The organism is Arthrobacter sp. SlRoot2-15, assembly GCF_059739345.1.
The window spans coordinates 2189898-2206760 of the sequence record NZ_AP046058.1; the positions used below are offsets into that span (position 1 = coordinate 2189898).

14 protein-coding genes and 1 pseudogene are annotated in these 16863 nt (G+C 69.0%); 4 read left to right on the forward strand and 11 right to left on the reverse strand.

The annotated features are described in order from the left end of the window. Positions 1-4 precede the first annotated feature (4 nt). From AC6I9V_RS10005 to AC6I9V_RS10030, 6 genes are all read right to left on the reverse strand, one after another. Positions 5-499 carry a carboxymuconolactone decarboxylase family protein gene (locus tag AC6I9V_RS10005; protein WP_497899302.1) on the reverse strand — a complete coding sequence of 165 codons (495 nt, stop codon included), beginning with the start codon at positions 497-499 and terminating at the stop codon, positions 5-7. Between the two features lie 393 nt (positions 500-892). Beyond that, positions 893-1882 carry a glycerate kinase gene (locus AC6I9V_RS10010; protein WP_497899303.1) on the reverse strand — a complete coding sequence of 330 codons (990 nt, stop codon included), beginning with the start codon at positions 1880-1882 and terminating at the stop codon, positions 893-895. 4 nt (positions 1883-1886) lie between these two features. Beyond that, positions 1887-2819: a 3,5-dioxohexanoate:acetyl-CoA acetone transferase gene (gene kce, locus AC6I9V_RS10015; protein WP_497899305.1), complete on the reverse strand. Its 933-nt coding sequence runs from the start codon at positions 2817-2819 to the stop codon at positions 1887-1889. A 19-nt stretch (positions 2820-2838) separates the two neighbouring features. Further along, positions 2839-3603, reverse strand: coding sequence for an SDR family oxidoreductase (locus AC6I9V_RS10020; protein WP_497899306.1), 765 nt, complete (start codon positions 3601-3603; stop codon positions 2839-2841). 91 nt (positions 3604-3694) lie between these two features. Next, the gene (locus AC6I9V_RS10025) at positions 3695-5014 is read right to left on the reverse strand and encodes an MFS transporter (RefSeq protein ID WP_497899307.1); all 1320 of its coding nucleotides are present in this window, start codon (positions 5012-5014) and stop codon (positions 3695-3697) included. A 120-nt stretch (positions 5015-5134) separates the two neighbouring features. Next, complete coding sequence (locus AC6I9V_RS10030) at positions 5135-6193, reverse strand: LacI family DNA-binding transcriptional regulator (RefSeq protein WP_497899308.1); 1059 nt, start codon at positions 6191-6193, stop codon at positions 5135-5137. A 718-nt stretch (positions 6194-6911) separates the two neighbouring features. Between AC6I9V_RS10030 and clpB the strand changes: the two genes are divergently transcribed. Next, positions 6912-9581 (forward strand): ATP-dependent chaperone ClpB, encoded by a 2670-nt coding sequence (gene clpB / locus AC6I9V_RS10035; RefSeq protein ID WP_497899309.1) that lies wholly within the window; start codon positions 6912-6914, stop codon positions 9579-9581. Positions 9582-9659: 78 nt separating this feature from the next. Here the strand turns inward: clpB and AC6I9V_RS10040 are convergent, their stop codons facing one another. Both AC6I9V_RS10040 and AC6I9V_RS10045 read right to left on the reverse strand, forming a co-directional pair. Then, complete coding sequence (locus AC6I9V_RS10040) at positions 9660-10019, reverse strand: VOC family protein (RefSeq protein ID WP_349413403.1); 360 nt, start codon at positions 10017-10019, stop codon at positions 9660-9662. Positions 10020-10062: 43 nt separating this feature from the next. Then, entirely contained in the window at positions 10063-10917 is an 855-nt protein-coding gene (locus AC6I9V_RS10045) for a septum formation family protein (RefSeq protein WP_497899310.1), read from the reverse strand. 316 nt (positions 10918-11233) lie between these two features. On the opposite strand from AC6I9V_RS10045, the gene AC6I9V_RS10050 reads away from it, so the two are divergent. Together AC6I9V_RS10050 and AC6I9V_RS10055 are read left to right on the forward strand one after the other, a co-directional pair. Beyond that, a complete protein-coding gene (locus tag AC6I9V_RS10050) occupies positions 11234-11467 on the forward strand; it encodes a DUF3073 domain-containing protein (protein ID WP_082492711.1) in 234 nt (77 codons plus the stop codon). Between the two features lie 194 nt (positions 11468-11661). Further along, a complete protein-coding gene (locus tag AC6I9V_RS10055) occupies positions 11662-12441 on the forward strand; it encodes a VOC family protein (RefSeq protein WP_497899311.1) in 780 nt (259 codons plus the stop codon). A 63-nt stretch (positions 12442-12504) separates the two neighbouring features. Here the strand turns inward: AC6I9V_RS10055 and purM are convergent, their stop codons facing one another. From purM to AC6I9V_RS10070, 3 genes and pseudogenes are all read right to left on the reverse strand, one after another. After that, a complete protein-coding gene (gene purM, locus AC6I9V_RS10060) occupies positions 12505-13674 on the reverse strand; it encodes a phosphoribosylformylglycinamidine cyclo-ligase (RefSeq protein ID WP_497899312.1) in 1170 nt (389 codons plus the stop codon). Next, positions 13671-15336, reverse strand: a pseudogene (gene purF, locus AC6I9V_RS10065) (amidophosphoribosyltransferase). The gene purM and the pseudogene purF overlap by 4 nt, the downstream one beginning before the upstream one ends. Before the next feature lie 77 nt (positions 15337-15413). Then, positions 15414-15740, reverse strand: a complete 327-nt coding sequence (locus AC6I9V_RS10070; RefSeq protein WP_497899313.1) for a hypothetical protein — start codon at positions 15738-15740, stop codon at positions 15414-15416. 195 nt (positions 15741-15935) lie between these two features. Here AC6I9V_RS10070 and AC6I9V_RS10075 point away from each other — a divergent pair, with 195 nt between their 5' ends. Further along, positions 15936-16784 carry a class I SAM-dependent methyltransferase gene (locus AC6I9V_RS10075; protein ID WP_497899314.1) on the forward strand — a complete coding sequence of 283 codons (849 nt, stop codon included), beginning with the start codon at positions 15936-15938 and terminating at the stop codon, positions 16782-16784. Positions 16785-16863: the final 79 nt, after the last annotated feature.

The window sequence follows — 16863 nt, forward strand, 5'->3', positions numbered from 1 at the left end:
GGTCCTAGGCGTCTTGCGGCTTCTTCCGGACCGGGTGCTGGCTGACGATCGAGACGCGGTTGAAGGCGTTCATGGTGATGGCGAGCCAGCTGACCGCGGAGAACTCGGCGTCGGTGAGGTGCTTGCGTGCCTGGCGGCCCTCGTGCTCGCGTGCGTCGGCGTCGGAGATGTTGGTGATCGCTTCGGCGAGGGTCAGGGCGGCGCGTTCCTTTTCGGTGAAGAGGTCCGTGTCGCGCCAGGCCGGGAGCACCGCCAGGCGCTGGGCTGATTCGCCGTTCGTGACGGCGTCCCCAACATGCAGGTCCAGGCAGAAAGCGCAGCCGTTGATCTGCGAGATGCGCACGTTCAACAGTTCGATCAGCGCCTGGTCCAGGCCCGCCTCGGTGGCGGATTCCTTGACTTTCAGGCCCAAGCCGTTGAGCGCACGCCACGCGGCGGGGTGTTCTTTGTCCAGGAAAACGCTGCGCGGGCCGTGCCCGGGGGCTGAAGTCTCACTCATGCGTCCCAGATTACAGAGGCCGGGGGACACCCCGCCCGCACGGCGTGTGACAAACTTGTCAAATGTATGACAGACTTTACCCGTAGCCGTTATTCGATCCGGTGGTCGGTTCCTTGGGGGAGCCGACCGCCGGATCGCTTCCTTGTGACGGACATGCCCATCCCTCAGCCCCGCCGCCGGGCATGCCAACCCCCCGCGCTGCCGCCCACGGGACATGTCCATTCTTGGGCGCGAAGGATGGACATAGCGGGAATATGTCCATTGGCTGGCGTCAGGGACGGATATGTCCATTCCAAGGGCCAGATGCGGACCAACCGATCCCGGGGTGCTTTGGCCCGGAGACGGACATGCTCATTCCCGGGCGCTAACGACGGGCATGTCCATCCGAGCGTGTCAGCGACGGGCATGTCCGGTGATGCGGGCGAGACGTGTCCCCGCCGCCACCAGAGCGTCCGCGTCGCTGGCCACGATCACGCCCGCGAAGTTGTCCGCATAGTCACCCAGGTCATCATGGACTGAACCGACGACGGCGTACACCGGCGTCGTGCCGCTCCGGGCCAGGATAGCGGCGATGATCTTGCCCTGGCCGGTCTGGGAGTCCAGTCGGCCCTCGCCCACCACCACCGCGCTGCTGGCTGCCGCCTGCGCGTCGAAGTCGAGCAGGTCCAGGACGAGGTCCGCGCCGGAGACCAGCCGGGCCCCGTACTTCGCCCACATGCCGCCGGAGAACCCGCCGGCGGTCCCGGTACGCTCAACCGGGCGGGGGTCCCGGCCCAATGCGCGGGCAAATCCGTCCGCCAGGTCTTCGAGCCGCCGCGTGAGGGCCTCCACCGTGGCGGGTTCGGCGCCCTTCTGCGGCCCGAAGACCCGGGCGGCTTCTCCGAAGCGGGTGGTCACGTCGCTGAGGACCACCACCTCGGCGCCGTTGAGCCCGCCGCGCTCCTCGATGGCGGCGATGGCGCCGGCCCCGCCGTCGGTGGTGGCGGAGCCCCCGGCGGCCACCAGCAGGCGCCGCGCCCCGAGCCGGACGGCTTCCGCCATCATCACCCCGGTGCCGTAGGTGCTGGCCAGGACGGGGTCCCGGTCCCCGGCTGTGGGCAGGTTCAGTCCGCTGGCGAACGCGAGTTCGACGACGGCGGTCCCGTCCGGGGCCAGCGCAACGACAGTTTCGACATCGTCGCCCCAGGGGCCCATGGTGCGGACCCGGACCGGACGGGCGTCGAGTCCCCGGACCAGCACCTCGAAGGTCCCCTCGCCGCCGTCGGCCACGGGCAGTTCGACGGCGGCCGCGCCGGCAGCGCGGATCCCGGCGGCGATGTGGGCGCTGACCTGCGCGGCCGCGAAGGTGCCCTTGAAGCTGTCCGGGGCAACGAGGATGCTCACGGGCCTAGAATCCCACCTTGTCGCGGCCCTTGAGCTGCAGCATTTCGCGGGCCTCGTCCGGGGTGGCGATCTCGAAGTTCAGCGCCTCCAGGATGGTGCGGATCCGGGTGACCTGCTGGGCGTTGGAGGTGGCGAGCTGGCCCGGGCCGATCCAGAGCGAGTCCTCCAGGCCCACCCGGACGTGCGAGCCCATGGCCGCGCCGATCGTGGCGAGCGGCATCTGGTTCTTGCCGGCGCCCAGGATGGACCACTCGTAGTCGTCGCCCAGCAGCCGGTCCGCGGTGCGGCGCATGTGCATCAGGTCTTCCGGGTGCGCCCCGATGCCGCCGAGCAGGCCGAAGACGGACTGGACGAACAGCGGGCCGCGGGCCAGGCCGCGGGCGTGGAAGTGGGCCAGGTTGTTCAGGTGGGAGATGTCGTAGCACTCGAATTCGAACCGGGTGCCGTTTTCGTTGCCGATGCCGAGAATGGTTTCGATGTCCTGGAAGGTGTTCTTGAAGACCAGGTCCCGGCTCTTCTCAAGGCCCTCGCGCTCCCACTCGTGGCCGAACACCGTGAACCGGTCCAGCATCGGGTAGAGGCCGAAGTTCATCGACCCCATGTTCAGCGAGGCAAGCTCGGGCTTGAAGAGGGCGGCCGGCTGCATCCGCTCCTCCACGGTCATGTGCGGGGAGCCGCCGGTGGTGATGTTGATGACGGCGTCGGTGTTGCGCTTGAGCTTGTCCAGGATCGGGGCGAAGTGCTCGGGCTCCTGGGAGGGCCGGCCGTCCTTCGGGTCGCGGGCGTGCATGTGCACAATCGCGGCGCCGGCCTCGGCTGCGCCGATCGCGGCGTCGGCGATCTCATCCGGCGACACCGGCAGGTGCGGGGACATCGACGGCGTGTGGATGGCGCCGGTGACGGCGCTGGTGATGATGACTTTGCGTGCAGCAGCCATGGGGTTGCTCCTTCGGGGCTCAGTAAAGCTTTTCGGTGTTGCCGTCGACGGCAAGGGCCTGGCCGTTGACGTTGCGGGCCAGGTCGCTCGCGGCGAAGGCGGCCATGTTCGCGATGTCCTCGGCCTCGATCAGCCGGCCCAGCGAGGACTGGTTGTGGTAAAGCTCGGAGACCTGCTCCGCCGGGAGGTCCAGCATCTGCGCCTTGGCGGCGATGACGGCGTCGATCCGGGGGCCGTTGACGGCGCCGGGGCAGATCGCGTTGACCCGGATCCGGTCCGGACCCAGTTCGATCGCGAGGGTCTTGGTCAGGCCGACGACGGCCCACTTGGACGCCGAGTAGGCGCTGCGTCCGGCCATGCCGAGCCGGCCGGCCGCGGAGGAGAGGTTCACGATCGAGGCGCCGGTGCCCTGCCGGAGCAGGGGAAGGGCGTGTTTGATGCAGTAGAACTGGCCGTGGATGTTGACGTCGAAGGTGGCCTTCCAGGCGGCGGCGTCGAGTGTTTCGAGCGGACCGGTGGGCCCGGCGATCCCGGCGTTGTTGACCAGCACGTCCAGGCCGCCCAGTTCCTCGGCCACCGTGGCCATGAGCTCACGGACCTGGGCCTCGTCGGAGACGTCGCTGACCGCGGCCGCGAGGCCGTTCACGCGTGCCTTCTCGACGGCGTCGGCGTCAATGTCGGTGACGAACACGGCGGCGCCAAGTTCCTGGAACTTCTGGGCGATGGCCAGGCCGATGCCGTTGGCGCCGGCGGTGACGAGGACGCGCTTTGCGGTGAAATCCATGGGGGTAGTCCTTGCAGTGGTGGTTCGGGGGTCCGCTCCGCCGGCGCCAGGGCGCCGGCGGAGCCGCAACGGTGGTGCGTTGGGTGGGGCCTTAGTGGGCGGCGGGGACGGCGTCGGGCTTCTCGGTGCCGCGCTTGAGCATCAGGGACAGCAGCGCGCCGATGATGCACATGCCTACGATGAACCACAGTCCGGCGAGTTTGGAGCCGGTGGCGTCCTGCATAAAGCCCATGACGTACGGGCCGAGGAAGCCGCCGAGCAGGCCGATGGTGTTGACCAGGGCGATGCCGCCGGCCAGGGAGGCTCCGCTGAGGCGGGTGGCCGGGTAGGTGAAGAGGATCGGCTGCAGGGCGAAGAAGTTGAACGCGGCGAGGCAGAAGCCGATCATGCCGAGCACCGGGCCGCCGACTGCGCCGAGCGCGAAGCCTGCGACGATGCCGATCATGGTGCCGGTGACCAGGAGCCGGGAGCGCCTTCCGTCGGTGGCGAAGCGGGGCACCAGCAGCGCCCCGGCCGCGGAAAAGATCCACGGGATGGAGGTCAGCAGGCCGATCTGGAGCGGGTTGAGCTTGCCGTAGGTGCCGATGATCGAGGGCAGGAAGTAGGACAGGGCGTAGACGGCGATTTGGTGGGTGAAGTAGACGCCCACCACCAGGAGGATCTGCTTGTCCTTGAGCGCGTCGCGCAGGCGGTGGTTGCCGGAGGCTTCGGCGCCCGCCTGCTCTTCGGCTGCGATCCGGGCTTCAAGGTCGGCGGCTTCCTCGGGGCTGAGGAACTTGGCCTGGCTGGGCCGGTCCGGGAGCTTCTTCCAGACGACGTAGGCGAGGACGCAGGCGGGAAGGCCTTCGACCAGGAACATCCACTGCCAGCCGTGCAGTCCGGCCAGGCCGTCCAGGGTCAGCAGCAGGCCGCCCAGCGGGGCGCCGACGATGTTGGCGATCGAGACGCCCAGCAGGAACATGCCGTTGGCCTTGGCGCGGTCTTTGACCACAAACCACTGGGTGAGGAAGTACATCACGCCGGGGAAGAGCCCGGCCTCGGCGACGCCCAGCAGCATCCGCATGATGTAGAAGGACCACTCGCCCTGGACGAAGGCCATGCCCGCGGAAATGAGGCCCCACGTGATCATGATCCGCATGATCCAGAAGCGGGCGCCGACCTTGTGCAGGATCAGGTTCGACGGGATTTCGGAGAGGGCGTAGGTCAGGAAGAAGAGGCCGGCGCCGATGCCGAAGGCGGTGGCGGAAATGCCGAGGTCGATCTGCAGGCGGTCCTTGGCCATACCGATATTGGTGCGGTCCAGGAACGCCATGATGTAGGCGCCGATCAGGAGCGGCATGACTCGGCGGAGGATCACGCCGTTAATTTCCTGCGGTGTGCGCATCTTCGTTGGTGCGGATACAACTGACATGGGTCTTCGTCCTTGAATTGGTGGTCAGGATTGATGGTCAGGGTAGACAGCGGGCAGCACGGTGGAAGCCCTTGACGCAGTGGGTGCGTTTGGTGGTGGTGTTTCGGGTGGTGCGGGGTGTCAGGGAACGGCGGGGGAACAGCCGCAGGTGCGGCCGATATGGAGGCGGTGCCGGCACACCCGGGAGGTGTAGCTGCCGGACGGGGTCTCGATGCGTTTGAGCAGCATGGCAAAGGCCTCGTGGGCCATTTCCTGCTGCGGCTGGACAATGCTGGTCAGGTTGATCAACCCGGAGCGGCTGTGCGGCAGGCCGTCGCAGCCGGCCACGGCCACGTCCTCCGGGATCCGCAGGCCGCGCGCCAGGGCGTACTCCATAACGCCGATGGCGAGCTCATCGCTGCCGCAGACCACTGCCTGCGGCGGTGTTCCCGAAGCGAAGAGGCGTTCCGCAGCCAGCCGGCCGCCCTCGTTGTTGACCCGGGTGCTGATCTTGCGGTCCCCGCTGATTACGACGCCGGCGGCGGCCGCCGTCCGCACGAAGGCCTGTTCCCGGGCCAGCGAGGCAGTGGAGAAGCGGGGGCCGATCACCGTGGCAATCTCGGTGTAGCCGTGGCCGAGCATGTGCTGCATCAGCAGCGTGGCCGCGGCGTCGTCGTCGATCCCCACGAAGTCGGAGTCGAGGAAGTCGGCCCGGCGGGACAGGCAGACGTAGGGGATCCGGGCGGCCCGCAGGGTGCGGAGGGCGCGGGCGTCGTCCCGGAGCGAGGCGGCGAGGATGACGCCGTCCACATTGCGGTTCGCCAGCGTGGCGGTGACCTGGGCAAGGATTTCCGGGTCGTCCTGGGTGGTGGCGACGAAGACCTCGTAGCCGGAGTCTGCTGCCGCCGATATGATGCCCTGGGCCCAGCGCGGGAACATCGGGTTGATGATGTTCGGCAGGATCAGGCCGATCACGCGGGTGCGCTGCAGGTCGGTGGACTGGGAGGACTTACGGGGCCTGAAGCCCAGTTCGTTCGCCACGTGGATGATGTGGCGCCGGGTCTCCGGGGAGACGCCGCCTTTGCCGTTGAGGACGTAGGACACGGCCGCGGAGGAGACTCCCGCCGCGCGGGCCACGGCCGCCGCGGAAACTGTGGCAACAGGGCCGTCGGCGGCAACGGTGGTGGCTTGCTCCTGCATTCTGACCCTCCTTTGCGTTGGCTTTTCCTGCTGTGACCTCAGTTACAGTAGGCAACCCGCGCAGCGTTAAGCAACGTTAAGTGATTTGGTGGTGAGGCTCGGGCTTGCGGTGCTTGGGCTGATGGACATGCCCATCCCGCGGACGCGGGCTTGGGTTCGGGTTCGGGTTGGTCGCCGGCAGGCGCGGGCGCGGCTCGGGTTTTGGCGGGTCGCCGGCAGGCGCGGGCGCGGGCTCGGGTTGGCCGCGGCTCGGGTTTTGGCGGGTCGCCGGCAGGCGCGGGCGCGGGCTCGGGTTGGCCGCGGCTCGGCGGGCGCGGCCTGGATCGGTCGGCTCAGTGCGGCGCGTGGCCGAATTCCGGCCATAGCTCCGATGGGCATGCCCATCCTCGGGCTCGCCCAGTGGGCATATTCGGGTTATGCCCACTCTTCGGCTCGAAGGATGGGCATGCCCGTTAGCGGGAAGGGCTGCCAGCGGGCATGTCCAACGCCCCGCGCAAAGGATGGGCATGTCCGTCGTGGCGAAGCGTGGGAGTCGGGCATGTCCGGCGCTCTGCGCGAAGGATGGGCATGTCCGTAAGTGCGGGCCGCATCCCCGCGAGGACTCAGGCCCTAGACAGCAGTTTCGCCGTGGGCAAACATGGAGCAAAAGGGGCCGAATTCAAAGTTGAGCGGGTTAGACTCAACTTTGACGCCAGTCTTATCCCGGAAGGAGCTCTCTTTGGACGCCAAATTCACCACCAAGAGCCAGGAGGCTCTTTCGGCAGCCGCCATGAACGCATCGACGGCCGGCAACCCCCAGCTGGAACCGGCACACCTGCTCAAGGCGCTGATGGACCAGCGCGAGGGGGTCGCCGTCGCGCTCCTGCGCGCCACCGGTACCGATCCGGATGCCGTCAGCGTCCAGGCGAGCTCCGCGATCAAGGCGCTGCCCTCCACCTCCGGCAGTTCGGTGCAGCAGGCCCAGCTCTCCCGCGCGGCGATGAACGCCATCAAGAACGCCCAAAACGAGGCCGAGCGCCTCGGCGACTCCTTCGTCTCCACCGAGCACCTGCTGCTGGGCCTCGCGTCCGGCAACGACGACGTCGGCCGGCTCCTGCGCGACGCCGGCGCCTCCCACGAAGCGCTCCTCGCGGCCCTGCCCGGCGTCCGCGGCGACCGCAGGGTGGACAATGCGGACCCCGAAAACACCTTCCAGGCGCTCGAGAAGTTCGGCACCGACCTGACCGCGATCGCACGCTCGGGCAAGCTGGACCCGGTGATCGGGCGCGACGCCGAAATCCGCCGGATCATCCAGGTCCTGAGCCGCCGCACCAAGAACAACCCGGTGATCATCGGCGAGCCCGGCGTCGGCAAGACCGCCGTCGTCGAGGGCCTGGCCCAGCGGATCGTGGCCGGCGACGTCCCGGAAAGCCTGCGCGGCAAAACCCTGATCGCCCTGGACCTCGCCTCCATGGTCGCCGGCGCCAAGTACCGCGGCGAATTCGAGGAGCGGCTCAAGGCCGTCCTGGAGGAAATCAAGAGCTCCGAGGGCCAGATTGTCACCTTCATCGACGAAATCCACACCGTGGTGGGCGCCGGCGCCACCGGGGACAGCTCCATGGACGCCGGCAACATGCTCAAGCCCATGCTGGCCCGCGGCGAGCTCCGGCTGATCGGCGCCACCACCCTGGACGAGTACCGCGAGAACATCGAGAAGGACCCGGCCCTGGAACGCCGCTTCCAGCAGGTCTTTGTCGGCGAGCCCAGCGTCGACGACACCATCGGCATCCTGCGCGGGCTCAAGGAGCGCTACGAGGCGCACCACAAGGTGGCCATCGCCGACTCCGCCCTTGTCGCCGCCGCGTCGCTGTCCAACCGCTACATCACCGGCCGGCAACTGCCGGACAAGGCGATCGACCTCGTGGACGAAGCCGCCTCCCGCCTCCGCATGGAGATCGACTCCGCCCCGGAGGAAATCGACCAGCTGCGGCGCCAGGTGGACCGGCTCACCATGGAGGAGCTCGCGCTGGCGGGCGAGACCGACGCCGCCTCGGTGGAACGGCTCGCCGCCCTGCGCGCCGACATGGCCGACAAGAAGGAGGAACTGGCCGGGCTCAACGCCCGCTGGGAGGCGGAAAAGGCCGGCCTGAACCACGTCGGCGACCTCAAGGCCAAGCTGGACGAGCTGCGGTCCGCCGCGGACAAGGCCCAGCGCGAGGGCGACCTGGAAACCGCGTCGCGCGTGCTGTACGGCGAGATCCCCGCCCTGGAGCGCGAACTGAACGCGGCCGCCGAAGCGGAGTCAGCCCGGGTGGCCGGCGGCGGCGCGAAGCAGGACCTGATGGTGGCCGACGAGGTCACCGCGGACGACATCGCTGAGGTCATCTCCGCCTGGACCGGCATCCCCGCCGGGCGCATGCTGCAGGGCGAGAGCCAGAAGCTCCTCGAGATGGAGCACGTCCTCGGCGAGCGGCTGATCGGCCAGTCCAAGGCCGTCACCGCGGTATCCGACGCCGTGCGCCGAGCCCGCGCCGGGATCAGCGACCCCAATCGGCCCACCGGATCCTTCCTGTTCCTTGGGCCCACCGGCGTGGGCAAGACCGAACTGGCCAAGTCGCTCGCCGACTTCCTCTTCGACGACGAACGCGCGATGGTCCGGATCGACATGTCCGAGTACTCGGAGAAGCACTCCGTGGCCCGCCTGGTCGGCGCGCCTCCGGGCTACGTGGGCTACGAGGAAGGCGGCCAGCTGACCGAGGCCGTCCGACGTCGTCCGTACTCCGTGCTGCTGCTCGACGAGGTGGAGAAGGCGCACCCGGAGGTCTTCGACATCCTGCTGCAGGTGCTCGACGACGGCCGGCTCACCGACGGCCAGGGCCGCACCGTGGACTTCCGCAACGTGATCCTGGTCCTGACCTCCAACCTGGGCAGCCAGTTCCTCGTGGACCCGAATCTCGACGCCGCCGCCAAGCGGGAGGCCGTGATGGCCACGGTGCACGCCTCGTTCAAGCCCGAGTTCCTGAACCGGCTCGACGAAGTGGTGCTGTTCGACCCGCTGAGCGTGGAGGAGCTGGCCGAGATCGTGGAACTGCAGGTCAAGGAGCTGGGCGAACGGCTCAAGGGCCGCCGGCTCAACCTGGAAGTCACCGAGGGTGCCCGCGCCTGGCTGGCCGTCACCGGCTACGACCCCGCCTACGGCGCCCGGCCGCTGCGCCGCCTTGTCCAGCGGGAGATCGGCGACCGGCTGGCCAAGGCCATCCTGGCCGGCGACATCGCCGACGGCGACACCGTGCTGGTGGACACCGCACCGGACCTGATGGAGCTCACCATGGGCGGCCCGGACGTGTCCTCACGGCCCGACGGCGGCGCCTCCACCGGCAGCGGACTCTCGGTGCGCCGCAAGGAGTAAGCACCCCTGCGAAGGGCCGCCACCCGCGTTGTGCGGCTGGCGGCCCTTGTTCTGGGCTGCTTTTAGGCGTGCTGCTCGTCAGTCGAGGCAGAGGCAGAACGGATGGCCGGCCGGGTCCAGGAAGACCCGGAAGGTTGTGCCGGGCTGATGCCCGTGCTTCCTCGCGCCCAGCTCAAGCGCCGCGGCCTCGGCGGCATCGAGGTCGTCAACGACGAAGTCGAGGTGCATCTGCTGCGGGACGTCCTGGCCGGGCCACTGCGGCGGCGTGTAGGACTCGACCCTCTGGAAGCTCAGCGAATCACCGTAGTCGGCGCGGATGGAGCACCAGCCGTCGTCGTCCTGCTCCATTTTCCAATCGAGCAGCGTGCCGTAAAACTCGGCAAGGGACTTGGGATCAGGGCAGTCCAGTACAACGACCGGGAAGCGTGCGATAGCCATGGCGACACTCTAGGACCAATTCCGGCGGAGCGCACCAGAATAACTACGGCAGTAGGGATTCCTTGATGACGTTGCCGGCGTCCACGGCGACGTAGCAGTCCACCCGCCGGTCCCCGGTGCCCCAGCTGGAGGAACTCGGATAGGCCAGCTTGTAGCTGAGCAGGTAGTCGCTGGACTTGTCGGTCAGCAGGGCTGACTTGCAGGCGTCGAGCGCCTTTTGCTTCAGCGGGTCGCGGCCCGGGTAGGCGTCCGAGGCTGCGTACGACTCGATCGCCACCAGCTGCGCAGAATGTCCCGTGTCGCAGGCGACCACCGTGGACGCCGCGGCATTCGGGTCGAAGTCCTTGAAGCAGTCGCCGAGGCGGAAGTCCATCGGGTTGACGCCTTCCAGCGGCAGCGCGCCGCGGGGCGCGGGAGAAGCCGACGACGCGGACCCTGCCGGTGCGGGGGAGGTGCCGGCCGCAGGCTGCTGCTTGGCGGCGCCGAGGGCGGTCAGCCACCAGATCACCAGGCCGAGCACCACAACGGCGGCGAGGGTGGCGCCCACCTTGGCCAAGCCCAGCCGCTGGGCGTGGGCCCACAGGGTGCGGCCCAGCTCTTGGGCCCCGGCTCCCGGCTTCGAGGCCCGCAGCTGCGCCGTCCGGGCCGAAAGGAGCTTGCCGAACTGGGCGGCGCCGGAGGCCGGTTTGCGGTTCGGGCGGACCTGCGGCCTCGGGCGGACCTGCGGCAGGGCCGACGTCGGCGGTGCGGAAGGCCGCGGCGGGATATGGACGGAAGAGGGAAGCCGCGCCGGCGGGGTCGTTGCCGGGCGGTGCCCGGCGTCGTCGGGGTGCGGAACGTCAGGCATTCCTGCATCGCCGAGCCTGGCGTTCTCGCTGCTCTCAGGCCTCTCGGTCACTCGGGAAATCACCTCTTCCATGCGTTGCGCCGGGGCTGGATGTCCGGCTCGGGGCCCCGTTGCCGGGAGCCCATCAAGAGACTCTATCGAAGAAGCGCGCGGGCCCGCATGCAGGCCAGGGTCCGGACCTGGGCCCGGCGGGCGCGGCGGGACGCGCAGCTTGCACCGTGACGCCGTCCACAGCGGCCGGGGCGGCGAGCAGTACCGGCCGAAAGCATGTAATCTAGGTGTACGACAAATTGACCAAACATTCCGGGGCCTCACCGATCGCCAAATGGTGACCACCTCCGGTCCGAGTACAAAAGGGGGTCACGCCATGGGGCGCGGCCGTCAAAAGGCAAAAGCTACCAAGCAGGCTCGGGATATTAAGTACTATTCCCCGAACACTGACTACTCTGCGCTTCAGCGTGAGCTGAAGAGCTCCGAGGGTCGTGCACCGAGTCGATTCTCGAGTGAGCCCGTTGAGCCGGACTATTCGGCTTATGTCGATAAGTACGCGGACGATGTGGAAGAGGACGACGACGAGGTAGATTCCCGTCGGATAGGTTAGTCGCCACTTTATTCCGGGATCCCCCGCAGGCAGGGGACCCGGCCATGTTTTTCGGCCCGCCGGCCACACCCCGCCCGGGGCGTGCCCGGCGGGTTTCTTGCGTCCGGCCCTTCCCGCGATTGCTTGCTGGGTCCTGCGCCGCGGGCTACCTTGGGTGTGCCGGAGCGTCCGGCGTGCTTCCGGAGGGACTGTTCATGGCCATTCGATCGGGTTTCACCGAAGGGGAGGTCTGCTGGACCGACCTCCAGACGTCGGATGTGGCGGCGGCCAAGGACTTCTACGCCGCCCTCTTCGGCTGGAGGTACGAGGACCTGCCCACTCCTGACGGCCGCAGCTACGCCAGGGCGTTCCTGGGCGAGGAGCTGGTGACGGTGATCGCGCCGCAGAACCCCCGCCAGCAGCAGGCCGCAGCGCCGGGGCAGTGGAACGTCTACTTCGCCGTCGACGACGCCGCCGGGCTCGCCGCTGATCTGCCCCACGCCGGCGGGACCCTGGAGTTTGGCCCCGAGGACGTGGAGGGCACCGGCGTGATGGTCTTCTTCACCCCGCCCGGCGGAGGGACCACCGGGGCGTGGCAGGCCGGCAGCCACTTTGGCACGGCCCGCACCGAGGAGCCGGGAGCCCTGGCATGGGTGGAACTGCTCACGCCCGAGCCGCAGGCTGCCGTCGGGTTTTTCCAGCAGCTGCTGGGCCATGAGGTGACCGAATACCCGCAGGACGACGGCGGAACCTACACAACTTTGATGGTGGCCGGCGCCGAGGTGGCCGGGATCGCCACGGTTCCGGCGGCCGAACGGAACCTGGAGCCGGGCTGGCAGGTGTATTTCGGCGTCGCAAGCGTGGCCGATGCCGTGGCGGCGGCCCGGGCGGCGGGCGGCGTGGTGCTGGTCGAGCCGGAGTCCGGTGACGAGGCCGGCACCATCGCCACCCTGGCGGATCCGCAGGGCGGCGTCTTCAGCGTCCGGGAGGTCTAAGGGGTGGGCCCACGCCGGCGAGGGCCCCGGCCTGAGCTTGCGAAGGCTGGGAGCCGGTGGGGATTAGGCGTAGGCGTTGACCATCCGGACGGCGCCGCCGTCGACGCCCTTGGCGCCCTGGACGTAATCCGGGCCGGACTTGAGAACCGAGTCGGAGTTTTCCCCGACCGTGCCCATGATCCAGGAGGGCAGGCCGCGGGCGTTCAGGTGGCTCACCGCGGCGTCGGCGGCTTCCGGGGAGACGATCGCGACCATGCCCACACCCACGTTGAGGGTGCGCTCGAGGTCGGCCAGCGGGACGTTGCCCAGCTCGGAGACCAGCTTGAAGATAGCCGGCAGTTCCCATGTGGCGCGGTCCACGGTGGCCAGCAGGCCCTGCGGCAGCACGCGGGCCAGGTTGGCGGCGAGGCCGCCGCCGGTGACGTGGCTGAAGCCGTGCACGGCCTGGCCGGCGGCGGAGCCGTTGACCGGGAAGGTGCGGGCCAGGTCCAGGCAGTCGGCGGCGTACACGCGGGTGGGCTCCAGGAGCTCCTCGCCCAGGGTCCGCTCGAATTCGGAGACGTGCCGGTCCAGGGCCCAGCCGGCGTGGTTGACCACGCGGCGGACCAGCGAGTAGCCGTTGGAGTGCAGGCCGGAGGAGGCCATGCCGATTACGACGTCGCCGGCGCGGACGCGCTCCGGGCCCAGCAGGGAGTCGGCCTCGACCACGCCGGTGGCGGCGCCGGCGACGTCGTACTCGTGCTCACCGAGCAGGCCTGGGTGCTCGGCGGTCTCGCCGCCCACCAGGGCGGTACCGGCGACCGAGCAGGCGGCCGCGATGCCGCGCACGATGTCGGCGATCCGCTCCGGGACCACCTTGCCGCAGGCGATGTAGTCGGTCATGTACAGCGGCTCGGCGCCCACCACCACGATGTCGTCCACCACCATGCCCACGAGGTCGAAGCCGATGGTGTCGTGGATGTCCATGGCCTGCGCGATGGCCACCTTGGTGCCCACGCCGTCGGTGGACGTGGCCAGCAGCGGCCGCTTGTAGGTCAACAGCTTCGAGACGTCGTACAGCCCGGCGAACCCGCCGACGCCGCCGATCACCGAGGAGTTGTGGGTCGCCTTAACGGCGTCCTTCATGAGTTCGACGGCGCGGTCGCCCGCTTCGACGTCGACGCCGGCGGAGGCGTAGGTGATGCCGGTGTTCTGGGCGTCGTTCATGTCAGCGGCCGGGGAGGCGGAAGTCATACTGGCTCTTTCTTGTCGGCATCAAGCTTGTCGGCGGGTACGCGGTCGGCGTCGGTGAGCAGCTCTTCGAATTCGGCGTCGGGTCCCGGATCGCAGCCGGTGGCTCCGGCCTTTTCGGCGGGATCCTCGTCGGCCGGGATGGCGGCGTCGGACGCGGCGTTTGCGGCGGCATCGGACTTGGCAGGAAGGCCGCCCGGGTCGGTGCGTTCCAGCAGGTTCTTGCCCAGCTTGTCCGCGCCGGGCAGCTCGATCGGGTACTGCCCGGTGAAGCAGGCCGTGCACAGGCGTTCGCGCGGCTGCCGGGTGGCGCCGATCATGCCGTCCTCGGAAATGTACGCGAGGGAGTCCGCGCCGATGGCCTGGGAGATCTCGTCGATCGTGGCGCCGTTGGCGATCAGTTCGGCGCGGGAAGCGAAGTCGATGCCGTAGAAGCAGGGCCACTTGACCGGCGGGGAGGAGATCTTGATGTGCACGGCGGCGGCGCCGGCCTCGCGGAGCATCCGGACGATGGCGCGCTGGGTGTTGCCGCGGACGATCGAGTCGTCCACCACCACCACGCGCTTGCCGCGGATCACGGATTCCAGGGCGTTGAGCTTGAGCCGGATGCCGAGCTGGCGCAGCGTCTGGGACGGCTGGATGAAGGTGCGGCCCACATAGGCGTTTTTGACGAAGCCGTGCGCGAATGGGATGCCGGATTCCTCGGCGTAGCCCACGGCGGCGGGGGTTCCGGATTCCGGCACCGGGATGACGATGTCCGCTTCCTGGGTGTTCTCGCGGGCCAGCTGGCGGCCCATCTCCACGCGGGATTCGTACACCGAGCGGCCGGCGATCGCGGCGTCCGGGCGGGCGAGGTAGACGTACTCGAAAACGCAGCCGGCCGGCGTCGGCTCGGCGAAACGCTGGGAGCGGACGCCCTGTTCGTCGATGGCGATGAACTCGCCGGGTTCGATCTCGCGGATGAAGCTCGCGCCGACCGTGGCGAGGGCGGACTGTTCGGAGGCGACTACCCAGCCGCGTTCCAGCCGGCCCAGGACCAGCGGGCGGATGCCGTAGGTGTCGCGGGCGGCGTAGAGGGTGCCTTCGTCCATATAGACGAAGCAGAAACCGCCCTTGATCTTGGGCAGCAGCTCCAGGGAGGTCTGTTCGAGGGACTTGCCCTCCTCGCCCTCCAGCAGGGCGGTGACCAGGGCGGTGTCCGAGGTGTTGCCCTGCTTCATCTCACCGGTCAGCTGGCCGCCGTTGCGGTCCATGATCATGGCCTTGAGCTCGGCGGTGTTGGTGAGGTTGCCGTTGTGCGCCAGGGCGACGGTGCCGGTGGCGGTGGCGCCGAGGGTGGGCTGGGCGTTGGCCCAGTGGCTCGCGCCGGTGGTGGAGTACCGGCAGTGGCCGACGGCCAGGTGCCCGGTCAGGGTGTTCAGCGTGGTCTCGTCGAAGACCTGGGACACGAGGCCCATGTCCTTGTAGACGTTGATCCGCTTGCCGTCGCTGGTGGCTATACCAGCCGACTCCTGGCCACGGTGCTGCAGCGCGTACAGCCCGTAATAGGTGAGTTTTGCTACCTCTTCGCCGGGAGCCCAGACCCCGAAGACGCCACAAGCGTCCTGCGGGGCCCTTTTCGCCAGAGAGAAGATCATGAGAAAGTTTTCCATCGCCGCGTGCCACTGGTCGATTATCTCACGTTGTGCGCTAGGACTTTTCCGGCCGCCGGTTTGTGACCTGCCGGGCCGATGGGCGACCGCTCAGGCGCGGCTCTCGTCGTCGGTGTCCGGCACCGAATCCGGAACGGACTCGACGACGGCGTGCTCGGTGCGGCGGACGCTCAGCCGGTCCAGCACAAGGGCGACGGCGGCGCCCAGGATCGCGCCGCCCGCAGCGCAGAAGGTCAGGAAGAAGCCGAAGACGGAGTTGGCGTCGTAGCCCTCGTCGCCGGGCAGGGCGTAGGCGATGACGGCGGCCACCGCAACGCCCAGCAGCCCGCCCAGGATCAGGAACGGCACGTACCTCGGGGCGCGGCGGACGGTGACGGAGCGGCGTTCGGGCGCAGCGGGGGTGTCTTCAGGAGCCATGGCATTAAGCCTACTGCCCCGCGGGCGCCGCTTCTCCGCCGGCGTTTTCGCCCCGATTCCGGGCAGCCGCCACGCGGATCCGCGGTGCAGCCGTCCGATCCCGTGGCGGAAATCCGGAACCCTAGCGGGAACGTGGGCGGCGGGGCACACTATGTGGTGGGGGAGGGTGCGGTCCGGACTTTTTAAGGACGCACCATGGCAGTTGCAGCGGACAAGATCCGTGACCGGCAGCGCATTATCTGGGACCAGTTCGCGGCGGGCTGGAAGAAATGGGACGCGGAACTGCTGGACTGGCACGGCCCCTTCGGCGACGCCGTGATCCTGGACGCCAGGCTGGACCCGGGCTCCCGGGTGCTCGACGTCGCGGCCGGTTCCGGTGAGCCCGGGCTCACGGCCGCCGCGCTGGTTCCGGACGGCGAGGTGGCGCTGACGGACATCTCGGCCGGCATGCTGCATGTGGCCGAGGAGAAGGCTGCGGCCCGTGCCCTGCCCAACGTGAGCTTCAGGGTCTGCGAGGCCGCGGAGCTGCCGTTCGAGGACGGTACGTTCGACGTCGTGCTGTGCCGGTTCGGTTTTATGTTCTTTCCCGAGGTGCGGGCCGCGCTGCGGGAGATGGTGCGGACGGCCAAACCCGGCGCACGGATCAGCGCCGCGGTCTGGGGCAGGGCCGCCGCCAACCCGTGGGCCAGCCTCGTCCTGGGCACGCTTGCGCAGCACACGGAACTGCCGCGCCCGCCCGCGGACATTCCGGGCCTGTTCCGCTGTTCCGCGCCCGGCCTGATGACCCGGCTGTTTCGGGACGCCGGTCTGCTCGCTGTGGCGGAGCGGACGGTCAGCACCGACCTGGTCCACGATTCGCCGGAGAGCTACTGGGAGTTCATGACCGACATCGCGACCACCGTGGCGACGGGCCTGGCGCAGGCGGATGAAGAGGTGCGCTCGCTGATCCGGTCGGACGTATTTCAGATGCTGGGCCGCTACGAGCACGGGGGATCACTTCGGCTACGGTCGACCGCGACGATCGTGACCGGCATCCGGCCCTAGGGGTTTCCGCGAGCGGGCCGATTTCCGCGGGCGGCTCGGTTTCCGCGCCGGTTTCGGACGGATGCGCCCCGGGTCCGGG